This is a genomic window from Salipiger bermudensis, from assembly GCF_020171625.1.
Lineage (GTDB): Bacteria > Pseudomonadota > Alphaproteobacteria > Rhodobacterales > Rhodobacteraceae > Salipiger > Salipiger bermudensis_B.
The window spans coordinates 17,811-36,983 of sequence record NZ_JAIUZY010000005.1; the positions used below are offsets into that span (position 1 = coordinate 17,811).

At 67.6% G+C, this 19,173-nt stretch carries 15 protein-coding genes and 1 tRNA gene; 4 read left to right on the plus strand and 12 right to left on the minus strand.

Features of this window, described 5'->3' with window-relative positions:
* Nucleotides 1–22: 22 nt before the first annotated feature.
* Complete coding sequence (locus LCM15_RS09500; RefSeq protein ID WP_224855765.1) at nucleotides 23–886, plus strand: helix-turn-helix domain-containing protein; 864 nt, start codon at nucleotides 23–25, stop codon at nucleotides 884–886.
* Between the two features lie 367 nt (nucleotides 887–1,253).
* On the opposite strand, the gene LCM15_RS09505 is transcribed toward LCM15_RS09500, so the two are convergent.
* From LCM15_RS09505 to pcaD, 5 genes are read right to left on the minus strand one after another with little or no spacing between them, the layout of a single operon-like run.
* Entirely contained in the window at nucleotides 1,254–2,090 is an 837-nt protein-coding gene (locus LCM15_RS09505) for a 3-keto-5-aminohexanoate cleavage protein (RefSeq protein WP_224855767.1), read from the minus strand.
* A gap of 59 nt (nucleotides 2,091–2,149) precedes the next feature.
* Nucleotides 2,150–2,842 carry a protocatechuate 3,4-dioxygenase subunit alpha gene (pcaG, locus tag LCM15_RS09510; RefSeq protein WP_224855769.1) on the minus strand — a complete coding sequence of 231 codons (693 nt, stop codon included), beginning with the start codon at nucleotides 2,840–2,842 and terminating at the stop codon, nucleotides 2,150–2,152.
* Between the two features lie 4 nt (nucleotides 2,843–2,846).
* Nucleotides 2,847–3,572, minus strand: coding sequence for a protocatechuate 3,4-dioxygenase subunit beta (gene pcaH, locus LCM15_RS09515; protein ID WP_224855771.1), 726 nt, complete (start codon nucleotides 3,570–3,572; stop codon nucleotides 2,847–2,849).
* Nucleotides 3,569–3,955, minus strand: coding sequence for a 4-carboxymuconolactone decarboxylase (gene pcaC, locus LCM15_RS09520; protein ID WP_224855773.1), 387 nt, complete (start codon nucleotides 3,953–3,955; stop codon nucleotides 3,569–3,571). Before pcaC ends, pcaH begins: the two co-directional genes overlap by 4 nt.
* Nucleotides 3,948–4,736: a 3-oxoadipate enol-lactonase gene (gene pcaD, locus LCM15_RS09525; RefSeq protein ID WP_224855775.1), complete on the minus strand. Its 789-nt coding sequence runs from the start codon at nucleotides 4,734–4,736 to the stop codon at nucleotides 3,948–3,950. The genes pcaC and pcaD overlap by 8 nt, the downstream gene beginning before the upstream one ends.
* Nucleotides 4,737–4,919: 183 nt before the next feature.
* On the opposite strand from pcaD, the gene pcaQ reads away from it, so the two are divergent.
* Nucleotides 4,920–5,834 (plus strand): pca operon transcription factor PcaQ, encoded by a 915-nt coding sequence (gene pcaQ / locus LCM15_RS09530; RefSeq protein WP_224855777.1) that lies wholly within the window; start codon nucleotides 4,920–4,922, stop codon nucleotides 5,832–5,834.
* Nucleotides 5,835–5,995: 161 nt separating this feature from the next.
* Nucleotides 5,996–6,487 (plus strand): MarR family winged helix-turn-helix transcriptional regulator, encoded by a 492-nt coding sequence (locus tag LCM15_RS09535; RefSeq protein ID WP_224855779.1) that lies wholly within the window; start codon nucleotides 5,996–5,998, stop codon nucleotides 6,485–6,487.
* 209 nt (nucleotides 6,488–6,696) lie between these two features.
* On the opposite strand, the gene LCM15_RS09540 is transcribed toward LCM15_RS09535, so the two are convergent.
* The 4 genes from LCM15_RS09540 to LCM15_RS09555 all read right to left on the minus strand — a co-directional run bounded on the left by LCM15_RS09540 (nucleotide 6,697) and on the right by LCM15_RS09555 (nucleotide 16,285).
* Complete coding sequence (locus LCM15_RS09540; RefSeq protein WP_224855781.1) at nucleotides 6,697–8,451, minus strand: ShlB/FhaC/HecB family hemolysin secretion/activation protein; 1,755 nt, start codon at nucleotides 8,449–8,451, stop codon at nucleotides 6,697–6,699.
* 20 nt (nucleotides 8,452–8,471) lie between these two features.
* A complete protein-coding gene (locus LCM15_RS09545) occupies nucleotides 8,472–14,711 on the minus strand; it encodes an MBG domain-containing protein (protein ID WP_224855782.1) in 6,240 nt (2,079 codons plus the stop codon).
* A gap of 92 nt (nucleotides 14,712–14,803) precedes the next feature.
* Nucleotides 14,804–15,478, minus strand: coding sequence for a filamentous hemagglutinin N-terminal domain-containing protein (locus LCM15_RS09550; RefSeq protein WP_224855784.1), 675 nt, complete (start codon nucleotides 15,476–15,478; stop codon nucleotides 14,804–14,806).
* Between the two features lie 723 nt (nucleotides 15,479–16,201).
* Nucleotides 16,202–16,285, minus strand: a tRNA-Leu gene (locus LCM15_RS09555).
* A 123-nt stretch (nucleotides 16,286–16,408) separates the two neighbouring features.
* Here LCM15_RS09555 and LCM15_RS09560 point away from each other — a divergent pair.
* On the plus strand, nucleotides 16,409–16,918 hold the full coding sequence (locus tag LCM15_RS09560) for a Hint domain-containing protein (RefSeq protein ID WP_224855786.1): 510 nt from the start codon (nucleotides 16,409–16,411) through the stop codon (nucleotides 16,916–16,918).
* Between the two features lie 61 nt (nucleotides 16,919–16,979).
* On the opposite strand, the gene LCM15_RS09565 is transcribed toward LCM15_RS09560, so the two are convergent.
* The 3 genes from LCM15_RS09565 to LCM15_RS09575 form a co-directional block, all read right to left on the minus strand.
* Nucleotides 16,980–17,891: a DMT family transporter gene (locus tag LCM15_RS09565; protein ID WP_224855788.1), complete on the minus strand. Its 912-nt coding sequence runs from the start codon at nucleotides 17,889–17,891 to the stop codon at nucleotides 16,980–16,982.
* A 102-nt stretch (nucleotides 17,892–17,993) separates the two neighbouring features.
* Nucleotides 17,994–18,371, minus strand: coding sequence for a hypothetical protein (locus LCM15_RS09570; RefSeq protein WP_224855790.1), 378 nt, complete (start codon nucleotides 18,369–18,371; stop codon nucleotides 17,994–17,996).
* A gap of 12 nt (nucleotides 18,372–18,383) precedes the next feature.
* Nucleotides 18,384–19,157 (minus strand): DUF6478 family protein, encoded by a 774-nt coding sequence (locus LCM15_RS09575; RefSeq protein WP_224855792.1) that lies wholly within the window; start codon nucleotides 19,155–19,157, stop codon nucleotides 18,384–18,386.
* Nucleotides 19,158–19,173: the final 16 nt, after the last annotated feature.

Here is a 19,173-nt window from a genome sequence, read left to right on the forward strand (position 1 = left end):
CATTGAATGGTACTAATCGTGCATGAGTCAGCCTGCCCACATCCCCAACTTCAACCTTTTCGGAGAAACCACGGCGTTTCCCGACGTGGTGCATTGCGAGGCGGTTCTCGACCGGGCCGGGCAACACGGCTGGAGGATCTCGCCGCACAGGCACACCCAGATGGCGCAGGTGTTCCAGATCTCGTCAGGCGCCGCGCAGGTCACTTTGGACGGCCTGGAAAGGCGGCTCGAACCGGGGCAATACCTCTATATTCCGCCGCAGGTCGTGCATGGCTTCGCCTTCACCCGCGGGACCGAGGGAACCGTTCTGTCGGTGCCGTCGCCGGTGGTCGCGCGCCTCGGGCCGCAGGCGCCCGCGCTGAGCGACTGGCTCGGGTCGACGCAACACGGCGCGCTGTCGGACGGCGCGGACGCCCTGCTGACCTCGGTCGTGGAGGCCTACACCTCGAATGGTAATTTTCGCGCCCAGCGGCTCGTGGCGCTCACCCACGCGCTGCTGGCAGCTCTCGCCGCCGAGAACACCGCGAAGGGCGCCTCGCCGAGGGGGCCGAACACGCAGATGCAGCAGCTTGACGCCCTGATCACCGCGCATCTGGGTGAGGGCTGGCGCGCGCGGGAGTATGCCTCGGCGCTGCATGTCACCACCGGCCACCTGAACCGGGTGGTGCGGGGAGCGGCGGGGATGAGCCTCACGGCCTATCTCGAGACCGCGGTGATGACCGAGGCCTGCCGCCTCATCGCCTTCACCCGTCTGCCCGTGGCCGAGGTCGGCTACCGGCTGGGCTATGCCGACCCGCCCTATTTCTCGCGGCGCTTCCGGCTGCGGATGGGCGAGACGCCCAGTGCCTACAGGATGCGGGTCTCGGGGGAGCGACCGGCGGAGTAGCTTTGGCGCATCCGGTCGGTTGACGCGCGACGCCGCGCGGGCGCCCAACCGCGGGATTGCGATCCGTTGCAAGGAACCTCTCGGTTTATCCGCGCCAAATCCGAAGACCCTCGACACTTAGCGCCGGGCCCACCCAGATCGCCAGCCCGGGGGGCGGGCCGGCGATGGCGCGATGGCCTTCGGCCTCGTCCTGCGCCACGTTCGCCCGGGTGCGCCTACGCGCTCACCGTCCCCACGGACTGACGCTTTGGCGACATCCGCGCTCACGGTACGAGGTCCTTCGGATGAGGCCGGGACCGAACGAGCGGCTAGAAGCACCGAGCGCCAAACCACGGTCCGGCGCTCGCGCAGCTTCAATCCCCCGTCCTCAGGCCACCAGCGGCAGGCCGAGGATCTCGCGCGCAGTCTGCCAGTCGGCCACCGGGCGCTCGTACTTGTCGCACAGCTCGGCGGCGCGGGTGACCAGCGCGGCGTTGGACGGGGCGAGCGTGTTGCGGTCGATGCGGACGTTGTCCTCGAGACCGGTGCGGGCATGGCCGCCCTGCGAGATCGCCCACTCGTTCAGCACGATCTGGTTCGGACCGATGCCGGCGGCGCACCACGCGGCCTCTTCGCCGAACAACCGCTTCACGGTCTGGATGTAGTAGTCGAACACCATGCGATCGACCGGCATGGCGTTCTTCACGCCCATGACGAACTGCACGTAGGGGCGGGCCGCGATCTGGCCCGACTGCCACATCTCGTGCGCCTTGAGGATGTGGCTCAAGTCAAAGGCCTCGATCTCGGGCTTCACGCCGTATGCGACCATCTCCGACGCGAGCCATTCGACGAGCTCCGGCGGGTTCTCGTAAACGCGGGTCGGGAAGTTGTTCGAGCCCACCGACAGCGAGGCCATGTCAGGCTTCAGCGGCAGCATACCGCCCCTCGCCTGACCGGCCCCGGAGCGGCCACCGGTCGACAGCTGGACGATCATGCCGGGGCAGTGCTGCCTCAGCCCCTCGAGCAGCTTGCCGAAGCGCTCGGGATCCGAGGTCGGTTTGCCCTCGTCGTCGCGCACGTGGCAATGGGCGATGGTGGCGCCCGCCTCGAACGCCTCCTGCGTGCTTTCGATCTGTTCCGAGACGGTGATCGGCACCGCCGGGTTGTTGTCCTTGGTCGGCAGCGATCCGGTGATCGCAACGCAGATGATACAGGGTTTCCCCATGGTCGTCCCTTTCAAGGTGGTGGCGCCGCCAGGGAAGGCGACGCCTCAAGTAAGCTGTCTCAGATGTCGAAGAAGACGGTCTCGCCCTCGCCCTGCAGGCGGATGTCGAAGCGGTAGACCACCTTGCCGTCGCGCTCGCTGCGCTTGGCGATCAGGGTCGGGCGGCGGTTGTGCCACTCGATCAGGTTCAGCACCGGATCCTTGGCGTTGGCCTCTGCCTCGTCGTCGAAATAAAGCCGCGTGTTGAGGCCGATATTGATGCCCCGCGCCACGATCCAGAGGTTGATATGCGGGGCCATGTCGCCCTGCTCCGCGTCGCCACGGCCGAGCCAGTCGTCGCCGGCATGGGCCGGCTTGTGCAGCGGGCCGGTGCCGAGCGGCTTGCGCGCCTTCACCGGGCCGGGCTTGACGGTGTCGAAGCCCCATTCGCCGGTCTCGAAATCGGTGATGACGCGGCCCCAGCCTCGAAAGCCCTCCTCGACCTCGCCGGCGCTCTCGGGATGGGCATAGACGCCCTCCGCATTCGCCTGCCACGTCTCGATCAGCACGTCCTTCACCGGGTTGCCGGTGCCGTCGATGACGATGCCCTCGACGCGGATGCGCTCGCCCTTGGCGTTGGGGCCGGCGATGTCACGGCCAAGCTCCTGCCGGTAGATGTCGAAGCCCGCCGCACCGGGCGCGAGGCCGATATGGACGTAAGGACCGGCGGTCTGCGACGGGGTCTCTTTCAGGTAATCGAGTTTCTGCACCATGGGATCAGTTCCCCTCCAGACGGTTCTCGAACAGGGTCGAGCGGCGACCGCGCAGCACGATGTCGAACTTGTAGGCGATCGAGTCGAGCGGCACCGTGGCGTTCATGTCGAGCGCCGCGATGAGGCTGTCGATGCCGTCCTGTGTCGGGATCGTCTTCACGATCGGGCACTTGGCGATCAGCGGGTCGCCCTCGAAATAGCATTGCGTGATCAGGCGCTGGCTGAAGCTGGTGCCGAAGAGCGAGAAGTGAATATGCGCCGGGCGCCAGTTGTTCACCCAGTTGCGCCACGGGTACGCGCCGGGCTTCACGGTGCGGAAGAAGTAGAAGCCGTTCTCATCGGTCATCGTGCGACCGCAGCCGCCGAAATTCGGATCGATCGGCGCGAGGTAGCTGTCCTTCTTGTGCCGGTAGCGCCCGCCCGCGTTGGCCTGCCACGCCTCGACGAGGGTGTTCGGCACCGGGCGGCCGTTCTCGTCCAGCACCCGGCCATGCAGGATGATCCGCTCGCCGATGGCGCTCTCGCCGTCCTTGGCGTAGTTGTGGATCAGGTCATTGTCGATCGGATCGATGTCGTTATGACCGAAGACCGGGCCGGTGATCTCCGAGACGGATTGCTGCAGCGAGATCAACGCGGCACGCGGGCTGCGCATGACGCTGGTCTTGTAATCCGGCGTCAGCGCCGCCGGATGGCGCTCGCGGTCGCGCTGGTAGAATTCCGCTTGGCTCATGAATCCTCTCCCTGATCGAGTTCAGCCCAGGTCTGCTTGGCAAGTTTGATGGCGTGGTTCGCCTTGGGCACGCCGCAATAGACGGCCACGTGCTGGAACGCCTCCATGATGTCGCTGCGCGAGGCGCCGGTGCGGGTCGCGGCGCGGACGTGCATCGGGATCTCCTCGAAATTGCCCATCGCGGCGAGCAGCGCCAGCGTCAGCATCGAGCGCTCGCGCCGGGCAATGCCGTCCGAGGCCCAGACCGTGCCCCAGGCGCCCTCGGTGATCAGGGTCTGGAACGGCAGGTCGTACTCGGTCTTGGCGGCTTCGGCGCGGTCGACATGGGCATCGCCCAGAACGCTGCGCCGCACCGACATGCCGGTGTCGTAACGATCAGACATGTCCGATCTCCTTCAGAAAGCGGGTGAGAATCTCTGCATAGGCCTCGGGCTTCTCGGCGCAGGGCAGATGGCCGGTGCCGCCGATCACCTCGAAGCGGGCGCCGTCGATCAGGTCGATCGTGGCCCGGACCAGCTCGGGCGGGCTAGCCCCGTCATCGGCGCCGGCAATGCCAAGCACCGGCAGCGCCAGTCTCGCGGTGCTGTCTGAGAGATCCGTGCCGGCGATGGCGGCGCAGCAGCCGAGATAGCCCTCCTGCGGGGTGCGGCACATCATGTTGCGCCACGCCGGCAGGGCATCGCTCTGCAGAAAGGCCGGCGCGAACCAGCGCTGCATGACCGCCTCTGCGATGGAGTCCAGCCCGCCCTCGCGGATCGCCTGCATCCGGGTCTCCCACATGGCCGCCTCGCCCATCTTGGCCGCCGTGTTCGACAGCACCAGCGCGCGCAGCAGACCGGGGCGCTTGGCCGCGAGCCCCTGCCCGATCATGCCGCCGATCGAAAGGCCGACAAACACCGGCGTCTCGAGCTCCAGCGCGTCGATCAGCGCCTCGGCATCGGCGACGAGCGTGTCCATCTCGTAGGGCGCATCGGGGCAGCCGCTGAGCCCGTGCCCGCGTAGGTCGAAGCGGATCAGCCGCAGCCCCTTGGGCAGCAATGGCAGCAGGTCGTCCCAGAGCCGCAGATCGGTGCCGAGCGAATTGGCGAACACGACCGGGCGCCCCTCGGGGTCGCCGTCTTCGCGCCAGTGCAGATCGATCCCATTCACGTGCAGGCAGCGCATGTCGGTGGCTCTCCTTGCTGGTGCACGCGGCCGGCCGGGCCGGCGGCGTGTCTTTGGCTCCCATATGCAGGCCACCTTGCGAAAAAGGCTGGCCTGCCCCTCGCCGCAAGTCTTCACATACGGCGATTTGAAAGTAAAATGAGATCAGGGCCGCTTAACTTTACCAAATCAGCAAGTAACGCCATGATCGACCGCCGGATCAAGTTCCGCCACATTCAGAGCTTCGTCGAGATCGTGCGCCAGCGCAGCCTCAAGCGGGCCGCCGAAACTCTGTTCGTCACCCAGCCGGCGATTTCCAAGACCCTGAAGGAGCTCGAGGACATCCTCGGTGCGCCGCTGCTGACCCGCAGCCGCGCCGGCATCGCCCTGACTCGGCAGGGCGAGGTCTTCCTGCATTTCGCCGAGCGCAGCCTCGTGACGCTGCAACAGGGCTTCGACGAGATCGAGCAGCTCGGGCGCGGCGGCAGCACCGCCTTTACCGTGGGCGCGCTGCCCAGCGTCGCCGCGCGGCTGATGCCGCAGGTCACGCACGCGTTTCTCGAACGCGCGCCGGAGGTCACGCTGCGCATCATTGACGGCCCGCATGGCTACCTGATCGACCTGCTGCGCCGCGGCCAGATCGACGTGGTGCTCGGTCGGCTCGGGCCGCCCGAGACGATGCAGGGGATCTCCTTCACCCAGCTCTACAACGAGCATCTCGATTTCGTCGTGCGCCCCGGCCACCCGCTGCTCGAGGCGCCGGACATCCGCCGCATCGCCGAGTGGCCGGTGATCTACCCGCCCGAGGGCGCAGCCATCCGGGCGCTGGTCGAGCGTCTTCTGATCGCTCAGGGCGTGGGGGTGCCGCCGCGGCGGCTCGAGACGGTCTCTGGCGCGTTCGGCCGCAACTACGTGCCGAACTCGGACGCGATCTGGATCATTTCCGCCGGGGTGGTCGCCAAGGAGGTGCAGGAGGGCCGGCTGGCCCGCGTGCCCTTCGACACCGCCATGTCGATCGGGCCCGTGGGGCTGGTCACCCGCCCGGAGGCCACGCCACCGCCCGCGGAAGAGATCTTCCGCCTCGCCGTCACCGCCGCCATCGAGACGCTGGGGATCTGAGCCCGCCCGGCGGCACCAACGCACGATCCGGCGTGGCGCACGGGACAGCTCACACGCTGCAAAGCCGCGTCAGGCAGGCGTTAAGCAGGCATATGTCTTTACCCGCCGCGGCCCCGGGTTGCATAGTGGCCGAACCCTCTTCGCAGCCGCTCCGGAGCCCCATGACAACCGACCTCCATGACCTGCCCGGCCACCTGATCCGCCGGATGCACCAGATCTCGGTCTCGGCCTTCGCCGCCGAGACCAAGGCCGCCGGCGTCGATCTGACGCCGATGCAGTTCGCGGCGCTCTGTATGCTCGGGGAAAACCCCGGCATCGAGCAGGCGACGCTGGCGGGGCTGGTCGCCATCGACCGTCCCACCATCGGCGGCGTCGTGGCCCGGCTCGAAGCCCGCGGGCTGCTCGAGCGCGGCGTCAGCCCCAATGACCGCCGGGCCCGGATCCTGAACCTGACCGAAGCAGGCGCGGCGCTTCTGCGCGAGGCCCGCCCCTTGGTGCAACGCGCGCAGGACGCGATGCTGGGGGAACTCGCCCCCGACGAACGCGACACGCTGGTCGCTCTGCTCCTGAAGGTCACAAGCGCCGAGACCAGCCGCGCGCCGAGACCCTTGGCCGGGGGAACGCCCGCCTCCGACACCTCGGAGACCGACTGACAGCACGGCCCGCCGGGCATCCCACGAAAAGCTCTGAGAAGTACAGCGCGGGCCTGCAGCCTCGGGCCGCGGTCCAAGACCTGGCCCACTGGTGCGCCCGCAGCCCGGTTTCAATGCGCGGGGTAATTGGCAACACGACCACCCGCCGGAGCGAAACCAAGCCTGTCGCGCGCCCGGGCCGATACAAACCGGCCCGAGCGTGAAACGGATCAGAACCGCGACACGAGGCTCAGGTTGAGCCGGTCGTCAAAGCCGGTTCCGTCGTCGAGATTGCCGCGGGCATACTCGATGCGAAAACTCGCGTCCGCACCCGGGTACATCGCGTCGGCAAGGCTCGCGCCGAACTCGGCGCCGATCCCGAAGGACGTGCCCTGCGCCCGCGCCTCTTCCTGCGCGGTCGGCTCTTCGAGCCATGCCACACCGGCCGCCGCGAAAGCGTAGGGCGCCGCCTGGATCGGTCCGGGATACGTCCGCGGCAGCGACATCTCGGCCCGGATCACGGCGGCGGAATCGCCGGTCAACGTGCCCGTGTCGAAGGCCGACAGCCAGTTCGCCCCTGTGATCCCCATCATCTCGGAGGACGGCAGCGCATCACCGAACGAGGTCTGCGCCTTGCCCGACAGCCGGAGAGCGACGTCCCCGTCGGCGAACAGGCGGCGGTAGGATCCACTCGCGGCGAGCGTGGTGAAGTCCGGCGACGCCCCGTCCCGCGACAGCGGCAGCGTGTCGCTCGCCGAGCGCGCCCCGAACGCATCGAGACCGAAAGACGCGGTGACGGTGCCACGCACCCGGCCCCCCGCGAGGCTCGCATGGTCACCCTCGGCGGTCAGACGCAGCACGCGCAGCCGGTCCTCGGTGAAATCGTCCTTGAGGTCACCGAATTGCAGCTCCTGCGAGGTCTCGACCCAGTCGAACCCGAGGCTGAAGGTGTGGTTCGCGGTCCGGCTGCGCAGCTCGGTCCAGCCAAGCACGAGCGAGGTCCGCCGGAACCCGTCGGACAGCGTCAGGCCGGAGTCGCGATCCGGTTCGTTGCGGCTGTCGACCACCTCGCCGTTGATCCAGACCCCGTCGATGCCGAGCGGCGCCGTGAAGCCCGCGACCACCTGACGGTTCAACGGATCGGACCCGAAGAAATCGTCGTCGAGCCCCTCGGCGGAGCCGCCGAGCCGCAGGTAGACGACCTCGCCCTGCCCCCAAAGGTTGTTCAGGTCCGCGCCAAGGCTGAAGGCCGTGGTGCCGAGATCGTCCGACAGCTCGTTGTTGAGCGCGAAGAACCCGGTCACGGGACGGGCCGTGCCGGTCTCGACGAGAACGGTGGTGCCCAGCTGTTCCCCGGCCTTCAGCGTGGTGCCGAGCTCGAGTCCGGGGATATCCCCGGCCAGCAGCAGGCGGCGTTCGAGTTCGTGCCGCGTCAGCTGCCGCTGGCCCACCAGCGGCGCCAGCACCTCGGTGACGCGCGAGGCGGCGCGCGGCGGCAGCCCCTCGGTCTCGACGCCCGAGACATGGCCGTCGATCACCGACAGGGTCAGCGGCGCGCCATCGGCCACGGTCTGCGGCGGCAGCACGACGCGGGCCAGAACATAGCCGGCGCGGGCGTAGGCCGCTTCAAGCTCGGACGCGGCGGCAAACAGCGCGGCGGCGCTGACCCGACGGTTGGTGAGCCGCTCCGCGATCGCCGCGGTCTCGGCCTCGACGCCCGGCAGCGCCCCCTCGACGCGCAGGCCCGAGGGGGTGACGAAGAGGCTCTCGGCGCCCGCAGGGGCCGCCGCGCCGGTGCCGGCGGGCAGGACCACCCCGCCGCCTTCCGCGGAGATCACGGGCGGGGCATAGCTCGGCTCGGCGAGCTGGCCCGCCGTCTGGGCGAGGGCGGAGCCGCCGGTCAGCGCGACGCCTGCGCCAAGGAGAAGAACGGCGGGTCTCAGTGCGGCTGCGCGATGGGGCAGCCGGGTCGGTTTCGATGACATCGGTTCTGGTCTTTCTGGTCTCAGTTCGCGTCGCAGGCGGCCTCGGTGCCGTCCTCGCAGTTTTCTTGTTGGGCGCCGTTGGTCGCGCCGGAGACGTAGCCGTCGAGGTTGACGCCATTGCCGGCCACGGCAAAGGCCGCGTCCCCCGTCGCCGCCGGAGCGAGCCGGCCCGGCGCGGTCGGGCCGGTCTCCGGCACACGCGCCAGAAGCTCTGCCGGCTTGCCGGAGACGGGCGCGGGCGTGACCTCGGGCGTTGCCGGCGGGGTCACCGGATCCACGGGACGGGCTGCGATGGTCAGCGTCCCGTTCTCGAAGGCGATGTCGTAGTTGCGGTTCGCAAGCGCGCCTTGGGTAATATCGTAGGCGCCCGCTTGGCTCTCCGGTCCCGCGAGGGTCGCCAGCGCGCCCGCGAGCGCATCGCCATTGACCAATTCACCATCCACGATCTCGAAGGTCAGCTCCGGAACGGCCCCGCCCTCGGTCATAGCCGCGTCGTTCGCGGCCACGGTGATGCCGCGCGGGGTCACTTGCAGAGTGCCGCCCTCGAAGGTGATGGCGTAGTTGCCATTGGCGAGGCTGCCCTGGGTGATCGCGTAGCTGTCCACCCCGGCGGTGGCCGCCGTGCCGTCGCTGGCGAGCGCACCCGACAGGCTGTCCTCGTTCACCAGATTACCTTCGGTGATCTCGTAGCCGAGATCGGTGGTCTCGCCGTAGGTCTTGTTGGCGTCCGTTGCTGCCACGGTGATGCCGCGCGGAGTGACCGTGAGCGTGCCGCCTTCGAAGGTGATGGCGTAGTTGCCATTGGCGAGGTCGCCTTGCGTGATCACGTAGCTGTCGACCCCGGCGGTCGCCGCCGTGCCGTCGCTGGCGAGTTCGCCCGAGAGGCTGTCGTCGTTGATCAGATCGCCGGCGGTGATCTCGTAGCCGAGATCCGTGGTCTCACCATAGGTCTTGCTGGCGTCACTCGCCGCCACCGTGATGCCGCGCGGGGTCACTTGCAGCGTGCCGTTCTCGAAGGTGATGGCGTAGTTGCCGTTGGCGAGCGTGCCTTGCGTGATCGCGTAGCTCTCGACACCGGCCGTCGCCGCCGTGCCGTCGCTGGCGAGTTCGCCCGAGAGGCTGTCCTCGTTGACCAGATCGCCTTCGGTGATCTCGTAGCCCAGCTCCGTGGTCTCGCCGTAGGTCTTGCTGGCGTCGGTCGCGGCCACGGTGATGCCGCGCGGGGTCACTTGCAGCGTGCCGTTCTCGAAGGTGATGGCGTAGTTGCCGTTGGCGAGCGTGCCTTGCGTGATCGCGTAGCTCTCGACACCGGCCGTCGCCGCCGTGCCGTCGCTGGCGAGTTCGCCCGAGAGGCTGTCCTCGTTGACCAGATCCCCGGCGGTGATCTCGTAGCCCAGCTCGGTGGTCTCACCGTAGGTCTTGCTGGTGTCGGTCGCGGTGACGGTGATGCCGCGCGAGGTCACTTGCAGCGTGCCGCCCTCGAAGGTGATGGCGTAGTTGCCGTTGGCGAGCGAGCCTTGCGTGATCGCGTAGCTGTCGACCCCGGCGGCGGCCGCCGTGCCATCGCTGGCGAGCGCGCCCGAAAGGCTGTCGTCGTTGACCAGATCGCCTTCGGTGACCTCGTAGCCCAGCTCCGTGGTCTCGCCGTAGGTCTTGCTGGCGTCGGTCGCGGCCACGGTGATCCCGCGCGGAGTGACCTTCAGCGTGCCGCCCTCGAAGGTGATGGCGTAGTTGCCGTTGGCGAGCGAGCCTTGCGTGATCGCGTAGCTGTCGACCCCGGCGGCGGCCGCCGTGCCATCGCTGGCGAGCGCGCCCGAAAGGCTGTCGTCGTTGACCAGATCGCCTTCGGTGACCTCGTAGCCCAGCTCCGTGGTCTCGCCGTAGGTCTTGCTGGCGTCGGTCGCGGCCACGGTGATCCCGCGCGGAGTGACCTTCAGCGTGCCGCCCTCGAAGGTGATGGCGTAGTTGCCGTTCGCGAGGGAGCCTTGCGTGATCGCGTAGCTGTCGACCCCGGCGGCGGCCGCCGTGCCATCGCTGGCGAGCGCGCCCGAAAGGCTGTCGTCGTTGACCAGATCGCCGGCGGTGATCTCGTAGCCGAGGTCTGTCGTCTCACCGTAGGTCTTGCTCGCGTCACTCGCCGCCACGGTGAGGCCGCGCGGGGTGACCTGCAACGTGCCGCCTTCGAAGGTGATGGCGTAGTTGCCGTTCGCGAGGCTGCCTTGGGTGATCGCGTAGCCGTCGACCCCGGCGGTAGCCGCGGTACCGTCGCTCGCGAGCGCACCCGAGAGGCTGTCGTCGTTGACCAGATCGCCGGCGGTGATCTCGTAGCCGAGATCCGTGGTCTCACCGTAGGTCTTGCTGGCGTCGGTCGCCGACACGGTGATGCCGCGCGGGGTCACTTGCAGCGTGCCGCCCTCGAAGGTGATGGCGTAGTTGCCGTTGGCGAGGCTGCCCTGCGTGATCGCGTAGCTGTCCACCCCGGCGGTCGCCGTGTTGCCGTCGCTGGCGAGTTCGCCCGAGAGGCTGTCGTCGTTGACGAGATCGCCCGCGGTGATCTCGTAGCCGAGATCGGTGGTCTCACCGTAGGTCTTGCTCGCGTCACTCGCCGCCACCGTGATGCCGCGCGGGGTGACCTGCAGCGTGCCGCCATCGAAGGTGATAGCGTAGTTGCCGTTGGCGAGGGTGCCTTGCGTGATCGCGTAGCTGTCGACCCCGGCGGTAGCCGCGGTGCCGTCACTGGCGAGCGCGCCCGAGAGGCTGTCCTCGTTCACCAGATCGCCTTCGGTGATCTCGTAGCCGAGATCGGTGGTCTCGCCGTAGGTCTTGCTGGCGTCGGTCGCCGACACCGTGATGCCGCGCGGAGTGACCTGCAGCGTGCCGTTCTCGAAGGTGATGGCGTAGTTGTCGCCTGCGGACACACCGCCCTGCGTGATGTCGTAGTCTGCCGCATCGGCGGTCGCCGTGTTGCCGTCGCTGGCGAGTTCGCCCGAGAGGCTGTCGCTGCCGATCAGGTCGCCTTCGGTCAGGGTATAGCCCAGCGTGACCGGATCGTCGCCATAGGACTTGCTGGCGTCTTTCGCGGTGACGGTCAGGGCGCGCGGCGTGACGGTCGCGTCGCCGCTGACGCGGGACAGGACGCGGTAGGTCTTGCCGCCCTTGCCCACGACAGAGCTGGGCAGGGCGTCCGAGGCCAGCGCGTAGGAGCCGACCGTATTGACGCCGCCCGTCGTGTCGACATCGACGGTGAAGTCGCCCGAGGTCGTGTCGCTCAGCAGGCGGCCGGCGCTGCCGGTCGAGGCGGCGAGGCCACCGGTTACCGTCGCCTCTGTCTCGCCATAGGTGGCCGAGACGCCACCGGATATGCCGTTGAGGAAGACCACGTCGGAGGTTCCGTAGAGCTCGGGGTTGTGGCCTTCGGACGGCGGCATCCAGACGCCGTCGAAGTCCCAGCCCGCGGCGCCGGCCATCGCCATGAAGCCCTCGGTGTCCTGCAACTGGGCCGTGGTCAGGCCCTGCGTGCCTTCGATGAAGACGGTTGTTTCAGGCTCGCGGCTAAAACCATAAGAGACGACGGCCGCTTCCTCAACGCCCGTGGTCTCGGTGTTCCAAAAGCTGTCGGAGAGCGAGACTGTGCTGGTGGTGCCGGTGGTTGCGTCCTCGGAAGACGGCGCAAAGATCATCCCGACCAGCCCGCCAAAATCGCCATCCGCCGTGACCTCGCCGGTCGCGTAAGCCCGTTCAATCTGAACAGAGGCGTCGATTGGATCGACCATCCCGACCAGACCACCGACTTCAAATCGTCCTTCAACGGTGCCAGAGGAATAGACATCCTGCACGCTGCCAGCGATGAGGCGCCCGGCAAGCCCGCCGACACCAATATCGCCCTGAACATTTGCGGCGCTGTTGCTCTGACGGATCGTGCCAATGCTTTCGCCGACAAGGCCGCCGACATAGTCCGAGCCCGCCACCGAGCCGGAGGTATGAACATTGTTCAGCATGGACGCACTGCGACCGATCAGGATACCGGTGTGCCTTCCCGCTACGACCGAGGCGTCCACCACCCCCAGATCCCGGATTTCCGAGCCTCTGGTGGATCGGCTGACAAGACCGGCAGCTACGGTCTCGCTACGATCGATTTTCAGACCCGAAACGTCGTGGCCGCCACCGTCGATCGTGCCGTAGAAACTCGGACCGGTCCCCCCAAGCGGCACCCAGCCCTGGCCGCTCCAGATGCCCGACGCGTCGGTCCCGGCATCGGTCGCCGAGAGGTCAATGTCGCGGGTCAGGACGTAGCTGCCCCACAGATCGGCGCCGATCAGGGCAAGCTGGTGATCGTTTTCGATCGCGGTGGGGCCATTGGCGTTCATCGTCAGCTCGGATCGCAGGATCGGGCGCATGTCACCGGTCTGGTACCAGACATTGTCGAAATCCCAGCCAGCATAGGCCTCTGCGGTGCGCGCCTCTTCGGTCGTCAGATCCGTGACACCCTCCGGGGTCTCGAACCAGACGTCGCGGGGCTGTGTGGTCGTGTCGGTATCGAAAAAGGAATTGGTGACCGTCCCGCCTGAGTTGAGACCCAGCAGCCCGCCGCGAGCCCCGGAAGATGTCACCTGTCCCGAGGCGTACACCTGATCGATCGTCGCACGGTTAGCGCCAACGAGACCGCCGACCGCCCCAGGGCCTTCAACTGAACCTGTGGCATAGGCGCGGACGATGCTGCCCTCGTTTTCGCCCACCAAGCCACCGACGTAAGTCCTGGTGCTTTCGACGCTGCCGGTTGCGTAACTGTCGAAGATGCTGCCCGAGGATAGGTTGCGGCCCACAAGCCCGCCAGTGTCGCTTCCATCGGTCGCGACCACGTTGCCTGTGGCATGGACGTTCGACAGGGTGCCGTAGTTGTAACCGACAGCCCCTCCGACCCCGTAAACTGCTGTCACATCCCCTAGCGCGTAAGAATCGGTAACCGTTCCACCGGATTCGACACTGCCGGTGAGACCGCCAGTACGACCTGAGCTGCTCGAAACAGTGACATCCGTATAGACGTTCGAGATTTTCCCATAGTGGAGCCCGACCACACCACCGGTGAACGTTCCGCCTGCGACAGTGCCTCCGACAAGCCCCAGATCGCGGATCGTCGCGCTGGACTGTGTGCGCGGGACGAAACCCGCAACGCCGGTTCCAGCGTCGATGTTCAGGTTCGAAATGACATGCCCAAAACCAGCGATGGTCCCGCCGAAATACCATGTCCCGACAACGCCGTCGTCATAGGCTTTTCCGCCGAGATCAAGATCGGCAACAAGGGCGTAATCGCCCTGGGAATCGTTCTTGACGGCCTCGAGGTCCTCGACGCTCTGGATCAGCGTATAGGCGTCTCCATTCACCGAGAGCGCGGCGTCCGGGCCGGTCAGCGTGACCGAGCCGTTGACCGCGTAGTCGCCGCCGAAGCTGAGCGCGACGCCCGAGCCTTCGCCCCTTCCGGCGATGTCCGCGTTGATCAGGATGTCGTTGGCGGCGTCGAGCGTCAGCGTGGTGTCAGCGCTCCAGTCGATGTCGGCCGCGACGGTGATGTCGCCCTCCTGCGCGCCGTCCGATCCGGTCGCCACCGTCACGTTGGCGGTGGCCAGCTGCTGCTCCAGCGCCGTCGCGGAGAGGGTCGAATCCTCGCCCGAGGCGGTGAGGCCTGTGCCCGCGCCCTCGGCATCGGTGATCGTCATGTTGTAGGGATCGAGCAGCAGCGTGCCGAAGCCAGCCGGCCCGGTCAGGTCGGCGATGCCGTCGTAGGACAGGACCGCCTTGCCCGACACCTCGGCGTCGCCGCCGCGACCGGTGCCCGCGCCGGTGGCGCTGATCCGGCCGCCGAACGCCATCGCCCCGTCCGACCAGAGCACGACCTCGCCGCCGTTCCCGTCCCAACGGGCATCCGCCGCGAGCGTGGTGCTCGCATCGACGCGGACCTCGTCGGCGCGCAGCAGTTCGCCCGTTCCCTGCCAGTCGCCGCCGACGCGGATGGAGCCGCCGCCCTCGGCGCCAGAGGCATCGAGGCTTGCGCCATTCAGGGCCACGGTCCTGCCGGTCACCGTGACGTCACCACCCTTGGCCGAGGCCGCGGTCGTCCGGACGCTGCCCGAGACCGTGACTTTGCCGCCGGCGCCGCCGCCGAGCACGATCGCGCCCGACCGGCCACCGACCGTGGTGGCCTCGGCCACGCCCGAGAGGTTCACGGCGTGCCGCGCCGCGTGCCGCGCCGTGGCGGCCTGCATGACCACGTGGCCTCCGCTGGCCGAGACCGTGCCGGCGTTTTCGATCAGCGCACCGTCGCCCTCGACGCCGGCCTCGCTCGGCAGCGCGACGCTCAGGAAGCGGTCGCCCGAGAGGTCGATCGTCGCGCGTTCCCCCCGCCGAAGCCGATCTTGCCCGCCGGGGCCACGATCAGGCCGTCGTTGCGGATCGTGCCGCCGAGAAGCGCTGCATAGCCGCCACGCCCGACCGCGATCACCCCGTCATTGCGCACGCCCTTCGAGGCGCCCTCACCCGAGAACGTCAGCTGGCCACCGAGGAAGTCCTCGTCGTCGATGTCGAGCGTCGAGGCCACGAAGCCGCCGCCGACCTTGACCGAGCCGCCCTGGGTGATGGCGATGCCGTTGGGGTTGATGAGAAAGACCTGCCCGTTGCCGGTCAGTGCGCCGGCGATGGTCGAGGACGTCTTACCGGTGACCCGGTTCAGGATCGCGGAGTCGCGGTCCGGCAGCCGGAAATCGACCGACGCGCCCTCTCCGATCGAGAACCCGTTCCAGTTGACGATGCCGCGGTCGCTCCCCTGCCGGACCGTCATGCGGTTGCCGTCCCGATCAATGCTCACCCGGCCAGCCGCCACCGAGGCGCCGTCCGGCAGCGCGGTCTGCGCATAGAGCGGCCGCAGCACCGGCGCGACGGTCAACACGGTGGTGGCCAGCAGGAAGGAGAGAAGGCGGGAGGTTTTGCGCGGCAGCGCGCGGACGGGCGCCATACCCGGGCGGAACTTGTTCATTTCGGTCTCGCTTAGCAACATACGCGGGCACGTCCTCGGCGAGGTGGGGCGGAATTGTGGCAAAAACCTGTCTAGAAAAAGTTTGATGCATTTCAGACACATACGCGAAAAGTGCGTTAATCACGCAAATCGAGACTATCTCATAGCGTGTGTTTGCGGTGGGTTTGGCCCCTGCCGTCTCGCGCGATAGGGGATTCACTCAATCGTGAGCGGCCCCGTATCACCACCTTGCCCAAAAATTACTCACAGACGCAAGTTATCCTGCGATATCAATGTGAGAGCCGACGCACGCTCGGCCGCCCTTGAAATAAATGCGTCTCAATCGGACGCGCGCGCTGGTGCCGAGCTCCATTTGTTCCGGAGCAGACCCTGCTGCCGTCCTCACGCGATGCACCCTCGGCTCGAGCGGTGTCCTCAAGACACGTAGAGTGATGGCTGGTCCGGCATCGCCGCCTGGATTGGCTCTTGGCTCAAGGTTGGCGATGGACCATGGCTACCAAGCGGGAGAGCGCGGCGGGTGACTGGCGCGTCTCCAAATGCACCTGAAGGCAATACACTCTCGCTCGTTCAGAGACCGACCGCCAAGCCAGACCAGAACGCTGTCCCGGCCCCCGCCAAGACGCCGAGGGACCAGATAGGCAGCGAAGCTGGACCATCCGCACGAAGCGCAGGCAACCGCAGACCGAGCCTGCGGCGTGAAATGTCATGGTCTCAAAATCAAAATGGTGCGGGTGAAGGGACTCGAACCCCCACGCCAAAGGCGCCAGAACCTAAATCTGGTGCGTCTACCAATTCCGCCACACCCGCTTAAACCCGCGCTGTCCTAGCAAAGCCACGCTGCCATGGCGAGCGGAAAATGCGGGCCGGCAAAGCGGCGAATCGTGCCATACTGGTCTGATAGGAGGAGGCAGACACAGTAGGATGGCGCCCGTGGAAGTGAAAACGGTCCGGCGCGATGGCACGATCGGGGTCGCGACTGTTCCCGCACGACACATCGTGGCGTCGCAGACATGCAACGCGTTGACCGCGGACACCGTGGTGCTCACGCTCGACGGCGCGCTTCCCGTGCAATACCTGTCCCCCGGCGACAGGATCATCACCCGCGACAGCGGCACCGCAACACTCGCCGCCATCCATCCCCGCAAGGAGAGACTGGCGCTGGTGTCGATCCGCGCGGGCTCGCTGGGAAATTCCCGCCCCGACAGGGACACGATCCTCCCCGCCACTCAGGAAATCCTCGTCCGCGACTGGCGCGCGAGATCGCTGTTCGGCGCGGAGCGGGCACTGGTGCCGGCACATGCGCTGGTCGATGGCGCGTTCATCCGGGTCATCGGCACGCGCGAGGTCGCGGTGATCGGGCTCTGCTTCGAGGCGCCCCATATCCTCTATGCCGACGGGCTCGAACTCGCCTCGGCGGTCACGGCGCCGAGGACTACCTGAAGCCGTGCCCGACAAAACCTCCGACCACGACCACCTGCGCAGCTGACACCGTTGTCTGAGCTCAGCCCTGCGGGGTCATGTTCGGGCGGGCGCGGTTGCGCTGCAGCCCGAGATACCGCTCGCGCAGGATGATCGCCACGCCCGAGGAGATCACCACCGCGGAGCCGAGCAGCATCAACGTCGTCGGCACCTCGGCAAAGACGATGTAGCCGATCAGGATCGCGAACAGGATCGAGGCATAGTCGAACGGCGCCAGCAGCCCCGCCTCCGCGCCGCGATAGGCCGAGGTGATGAGGATCTGCGCCACGCCCCCGATCAGCCCCGCGGCGATCAGCATGAGCGTCTCCGGTCCGCTCGGCATGACCCAGCCGAACGGAATGGTCAGCAGCGACAGCACGGTCGAGGTCATGGTGAAATAGAACACGATGGCCGAGGTCTGCTCGGTCTGCACCATGCGGCGGATGTGGATCTGCACCAGCGCCCGCAACACCGCCGAGGCCATCACGAAGGCGATGCCGAGAAGCACGGTGTCGTTCATTTCGCCGACCGTCAGCAGCGGCCACATCACCAGCCCGACCCCGAAGATCCCCACCGCCACCGCCGAGAGCCGGAACAGGCGCACCTGCTCGCCGAGCAGGATCGCCCCGAAGATCACCGTCAGCAGCGGCGCGGCATAGCCCAGCGCGGTCACCTCGGGCAGCGGCAACAGGGTCAGCGCCGCGAAGTTGAAGCCCATCGCCGAGACGCCGATCATGCCGCGCAGCACGTGCAGAGAGGGTTTCTTGGCCCGCAGCCCCGTCGCCATGTCCCCGCGCCACAGCAGCCAGATGATGATCACCGGCAGCGCAAAGAAGGACCGGAAGAACACGGCCTCGCCGGTCGGCACGCTGTCCGCGGCCTTGATCAGAGACGACATGATCACGAACAGGATGACCGAGGTGATTTTCAGCGCAATGCCGCGCAGCGGTGTCATGGGGGCTCCGGGTGGTATACCAATGTCGGCACTGTGACCGCTCACCTGCCCGTGTGCAATGTCTCGCGGGCGCAATGCCGCTATTCGTGTGCGAACAGTCGCTTACAGGGTCTCGAGGCAATGCCGCCGGAACGCGCGCTTGAGCATGTCGAGCTCGGCCCGCAGCAGCGAGACCTCGGCGCGCAGATCCTCGCCCGGCGCTTCGCCGGCGATCAGGGTGAAGCTGCCGAGCACGGCGTCGCTGGCGGCCTCGCGGATCGCGAAGGTCTGCACCCCGTCGCAGAGCGCCTCCTGCGGCACCGGCACCGCGAGCGCCCAGCGCCCCGGCGCGTCGGTTTCGCTCACCGTGACCCCGCGCACCGGGTGGCCGTCGAAATCCACGGTGATCTCGGGCGGCGGCGCGTCAGAGGTTGCGGCGGACAGCAGCCCCTCCCAGACGCCTTCCTTGAAGCGTGTCTTGGTCAGTGAATAGGCGCTCATCGCGTGTCTCCGTTACATCTCGGCCCGCGGGCGGCGGCTGAAGGTGAGATCGCGCAGGATCACCTGGTTCATCTCGGGGCCCTCGAAGATCAGGTCGAGCCACATGCGATCGGCCCGCTTCTCGTTGAGCTTGGTATAGGCAAGGTCGAACTCCACGCGGATCTCGTCCTCGTGCAGCGGCAGTTCGCGCACGATCTGCTCGGTGTTGGGGCCATGGCGGATATTGAGCCGGGCGAAGATCTCGAGCGGCTTTTCCATCTCGACGATGGAATCGAAGCGGATCAGGTGCTTGCGTTTGAGCCCGTCGCAGCTTGCCTCGGGCAGATCGATGGCGAGCGACAGGTAGGAGCCGTCGAACTTGAACACGTCGAGCCGCAGGCCGTAGGCGGCGAGGTCGGCTTCGCGTGTGTTGCGCAGCTGGCGCAGGGTGATCTCGGACTGGGCGCAATCGTGGAATAGCGTCACCTCGCCGCCAAGCCGCGATTGCGACGGCACCGAAGACAGGCCCGCCATCGGAAGCGGCCCGCACCAGAGCTCGGGGCGCCACGCCCAGTCGGCATCATGCGGGCGCGGAAAGCTCTGGTTTCCGAGCAGCGGCAAGGCAAGCCGCCCGTCCGCCACGTGGATCAACCGGTCGAGTTGGTCCTTAAGGCGCCGCGCCGCCGCGCGCTGGCGGCGAAGCTGGCGCAGATCGGCGGTTTCTGCCTTGCGCGCCGCCTCGCTCCAGCGCCGCAGCGCCAGGGCCGAGAACGCCCGGCTCATCCACCCATCGCCGATGCCCGCCATATGCCCTGTCCGCCGC

Coding starts and splice junctions, on each gene's coding strand:
- LCM15_RS09505 (WP_224855767.1), bottom strand. CDS start 2,090: ATGGGGAAACCCTGTATCATCTGCGTTGCGATCACCGGATCGCTGCCG.
- LCM15_RS09535 (WP_224855779.1), top strand. CDS start 5,996: ATGACAACCGACCTCCATGACCTGCCCGGCCACCTGATCCGCCGGATG.
- LCM15_RS09545 (WP_224855782.1), bottom strand. CDS start 14,711: ATGCAGGCCGCCACGGCGCGGCACGCGGCGCGGCACGCCGTGAACCTC.
- LCM15_RS09540 (WP_224855781.1), bottom strand. CDS start 8,451: ATGTCATCGAAACCGACCCGGCTGCCCCATCGCGCAGCCGCACTGAGA.
- pcaH (WP_224855771.1), bottom strand. CDS start 3,572: ATGAGCCAAGCGGAATTCTACCAGCGCGACCGCGAGCGCCATCCGGCG.
- pcaC (WP_224855773.1), bottom strand. CDS start 3,955: ATGTCTGATCGTTACGACACCGGCATGTCGGTGCGGCGCAGCGTTCTG.
- LCM15_RS09500 (WP_224855765.1), top strand. CDS start 23: ATGAGTCAGCCTGCCCACATCCCCAACTTCAACCTTTTCGGAGAAACC.
- pcaG (WP_224855769.1), bottom strand. CDS start 2,842: ATGGTGCAGAAACTCGATTACCTGAAAGAGACCCCGTCGCAGACCGCC.
- pcaQ (WP_224855777.1), top strand. CDS start 4,920: ATGATCGACCGCCGGATCAAGTTCCGCCACATTCAGAGCTTCGTCGAG.
- LCM15_RS09575 (WP_224855792.1), bottom strand. CDS start 19,157: ATGGCGGGCATCGGCGATGGGTGGATGAGCCGGGCGTTCTCGGCCCTG.
- LCM15_RS09570 (WP_224855790.1), bottom strand. CDS start 18,371: ATGAGCGCCTATTCACTGACCAAGACACGCTTCAAGGAAGGCGTCTGG.
- LCM15_RS09565 (WP_224855788.1), bottom strand. CDS start 17,891: ATGACACCGCTGCGCGGCATTGCGCTGAAAATCACCTCGGTCATCCTG.
- LCM15_RS09550 (WP_224855784.1), bottom strand. CDS start 15,478: ATGAACAAGTTCCGCCCGGGTATGGCGCCCGTCCGCGCGCTGCCGCGC.
- pcaD (WP_224855775.1), bottom strand. CDS start 4,736: ATGCGCTGCCTGCACGTGAATGGGATCGATCTGCACTGGCGCGAAGAC.